3 protein-coding genes are annotated in these 3,493 nt (G+C 38.4%); 1 reads left to right on the top strand and 2 read right to left on the bottom strand.

The window, feature by feature from the left end:
- Nucleotides 1-650: class I SAM-dependent methyltransferase (locus tag ACOVQ4_RS13850; protein WP_421821221.1), on the bottom strand; the 650-nt coding region annotated here is incomplete at its 3' end.
- 229 nt (nucleotides 651-879) lie between these two features.
- Nucleotides 880-1,989 carry a tetratricopeptide repeat protein gene (locus ACOVQ4_RS13845; protein ID WP_421821220.1) on the bottom strand — a complete coding sequence of 370 codons (1,110 nt, stop codon included), beginning with the start codon at nucleotides 1,987-1,989 and terminating at the stop codon, nucleotides 880-882.
- Nucleotides 1,990-2,238: 249 nt separating this feature from the next.
- Between ACOVQ4_RS13845 and ACOVQ4_RS13840 the strand changes: the two genes are divergently transcribed.
- Nucleotides 2,239-3,477 (top strand): M16 family metallopeptidase, encoded by a 1,239-nt coding sequence (locus tag ACOVQ4_RS13840; RefSeq protein ID WP_421821219.1) that lies wholly within the window; start codon nucleotides 2,239-2,241, stop codon nucleotides 3,475-3,477.
- Nucleotides 3,478-3,493: the final 16 nt, after the last annotated feature.

The raw sequence follows: 3,493 nt of genomic DNA, 5'->3' as shown, positions 1-3,493 counted from the left end.
GCTGTAATTTTATCAAAAAAGATAATCTGAGGTTGCATAATAATAGCTAAAAGAGGACGAAGAAATTTGGGAAGTTTAAATAATAACCCGTCCTGAAACAGTTGTAACCCCATCGCCGCACGACCAATAATGCCTTTAAAATACACTACTTCAAAGCCTTCATCTTCTACAATTTTGCGCAAGCCGGTCGACGTCCAACGCCAAAAATCTGTTGGATCGGGGTGAAACATCCAGTAACCATGCGTACTCAAAATTAATAGTCCATCATTTTTTAATACACGATGGGCTTCTTGTAAATACTGCTTTGGATCCACGACGTGCTCCAGTACTTGTGTCGAAAGCACAACATCAAGCTTCTCGTCATCGAGCTGGATAGCGCCTGTTGGAGCAATATGAATATCTGCAATAGGGTTAAGTTCAAGGTCGATACCCAAATATTGAGCCACAAAAGGAGCTACGATTGGCTCATAGGGCTTATTGCCACAGCCATAATCTGCTAGGGTAAGTTTTTGCGGACTTTTGGCCAAAAACAATTGCACAACCTCCTCGATTTGTGCGCGCAATTTACGCAAGTAATAATAACGAGCGGCCATTCGCCCAAATAATGAGGGATATAGTCTTTCTATTCCAGCTTCTCTTTCAGTCATCATGATTGTTTACAAATCTTACCTAGAAGAACTTTTTATAAAATATGCTTTTATAAATAAGTCCATAACTGCTTTGTCTATGTGGGTGATTAGATGTTTATCAAAGTCAGAAACATGGTACTCATGCCTTTCAAAACAATTTGCAAAGCTACTAAATTTTGCTGTTTTAAAAGCAAAAAAGCTCCCAGTAGAACTGAGAGCTTTGCTATTTGTAAGGATAGGATTCATCTTTTTATTTCAAAAAGGCTTTCGCTTCGGCAGTAGTCGACTTATACTCGGCCAATTTCAAGCATTTTTTGGTGTATTCTTTGGCTTTATCCTGATTGCCTTTTCTTCGTTCTATTTTAGCCAAACTCAAAAACGCCAAAGCATGATAATCTTTTGTAAATCGCTCATCATAAGGCATTCGAACACCTTTCAACAAATAGGCTTCTGCTTGGTCGTCTTTATGCTGTCTTTCTAGTTGGATTCCTTTAAAAATCGCTGCGGCACATTGAAACATAACACCCTTTTGTTTTTGAAGCTTAGCTACATAATCATCGGCCTCCTCAAACTTGTTGAGCGCTGTTAATACTTCGGCTCTTTGCATTTGATATAATAAATTGTCTGGAAACTTTTCTATCAGCATATTATTATAATGCAAAGCCTTGGTAGGTGTACCTTCGTATTTCATATAAACATAGCCTGCATAAAAAGTGGCTTCATTTTTCACAAAAATGGTTTTGCGCGTCGCCAAGTCTAGTTGCTGTAGCCCTAGTTTTTTATTTCCATCTGCAAAAAAGAACATAAAAGGCTTAATCAAGGCATGAGTTTCGGGATATTCTACTCGATAATAATTGTAGATACCCGAAGAAAATAAAAACTCTGGTTGTTTTTCGGTCCACTCTAAGCCTTTTTTCAGATAACTATAAGCCTTTTTAGCCACCCCAACAGCCTTCATAAACTCCTGATTATCGGCATCGTAAGCAGCGATATAACCAAGCGTTGCTAGTTCAAAAAAGTTAGCCTCTATATCATCATCATCTTTATCGAGCATGGCCTCAGCCAAAGTACGACTCTGAGTAAGGTAGTTTAAATACACTTTTTGCTGAGCAGGATAATCTTTCAAAGGAAAATATTGCAGTTCTGTTTGTAGCGCCATCAAGGTATACGAAACAGGGTGATTAGGATACCGAGCTCTAATTTTCTGAAAAATCTCTGTCGATTCTTTAAAATCATAAGAATACATTTTTTCTAAACCTAACTGAATTTGGTGACGAACATTTGTATCGTTTAAAATTTGAGCTTTTGAGATGTTGAAAGAGATGCTTAAAAGAAAAAGCAATGTGATAAATTTCTTCATAATTTGTTGGTTGCGAATTGATGCAAATAATCAATCTATACTGTGATAATATGCTTAGCAATATATGTGGTAAAGTCTTTTAATGCAAATCAAACCGATTTATGTACATTTGTGTTTACTATTCAATTAAGCTAAAGCAAATTGCTTTGGGACTTAAAAGATTGTTTTGTCTTTATTTTCGACCAAACCCTTGTTCGTAAGAATATCAAAAGAACCACAAGACTTGGGTTATACTCATACTCGTCATATATGATAAGCTACTCACACTTTATATTGAACAACGGACTTAAAGTTTACGTTCATGAAGATCATTCTACTCCCATTGCAGCCGTAAATATTTTGTACAATGTAGGCTCGCGCGATGAAGATGAAAACAAAACAGGTTTTGCACACTTGTTTGAGCATTTGATGTTTGGTGGTTCCAAACACATTGAGAGTTATGATACGCCACTACAACGTGTTGGTGGTGAAAATAACGCATTTACCTCTCCCGATATTACTAATTATTATATCACGCTACCTGCTGTAAATCTAGAAACAGCTTTTTGGCTTGAATCAGACCGTATGCTCTCGCTCTCATTCGACCCAAAAGTGTTGGAAGTACAACAAAAAGTAGTGATTGAGGAGTTCAAGCAACGCTATTTGAATCAGCCTTATGGTGATGTTTGGCTAAAGCTTCGCCCTTTGGCCTACACAACTCACCCTTACCAATGGGCAACTATTGGAAAAGAGATTTCACATATCGAAAATGCTACGATGGACGATGTTCGCGAATTTTTCTACAAGCACTATCTCCCCAATAATGCCGTGATGGTGGTAGCAGGAAATGTAACGCTGGAGCAAGTAAAACAATTAGCTAAGAAATGGTTTGAGCCTATTCCTGCTGGCAATATCTCACCACGCAACTTGCCACAAGAACCCCGACAAACATCGGCTAGATTTTTGGAAACTCAGGCCAAAGTTCCTTTGGATGCTATTTATAAGGTATATCATACTCCTGCGCGTCATGCAGATAACTTCAATGCCATCGACCTCGCTAGTGACATCTTAGGGCGCAGCAAGTCGTCGAGATTGTATAATAAGTTGGTCAAGGAAAACCCGCTTTTCAACTCTGTAAATGCCTACGTGACCGCCTCACTCGACCCCGGACTGATTGTAATTCAAGGCAATCTCAGCAAAGGTATTAGTATCGAAGAAGGTGATGCTGCGATTCAGGAAGTTTTGAATGAATTTATGGCTCAACCAATTGATGAACAAGAATTAGTCAAAGTAAAAAATCAGGCAGAATCAACTCTTGTATTCTCGGAGGTCGAACTACTAAATAGAGCCATGAATTTGGCGATGGCTGTCAACGCTGGAGATGCTGAACTAGTAAATCAAGAAGCCCAAAAAATTCAATCTGTAAGCTCAGAACAACTATCGAGTTCTATCAAAGATGTTTTGAGAACCGACAACTGCTCTACAATGTACTATCGAGCAGAGGCATAATATTTAGCATTCGGCT

The sequence above is a fragment of the Flectobacillus sp. genome (assembly GCF_049240685.1).
In the GTDB taxonomy this organism is placed as follows: Bacteria; Bacteroidota; Bacteroidia; order Cytophagales; family Spirosomataceae; genus Flectobacillus.
Note: the sequence above shows the minus strand (reverse complement) of the source record. Positions and strands in the feature narration are given on the sequence as shown.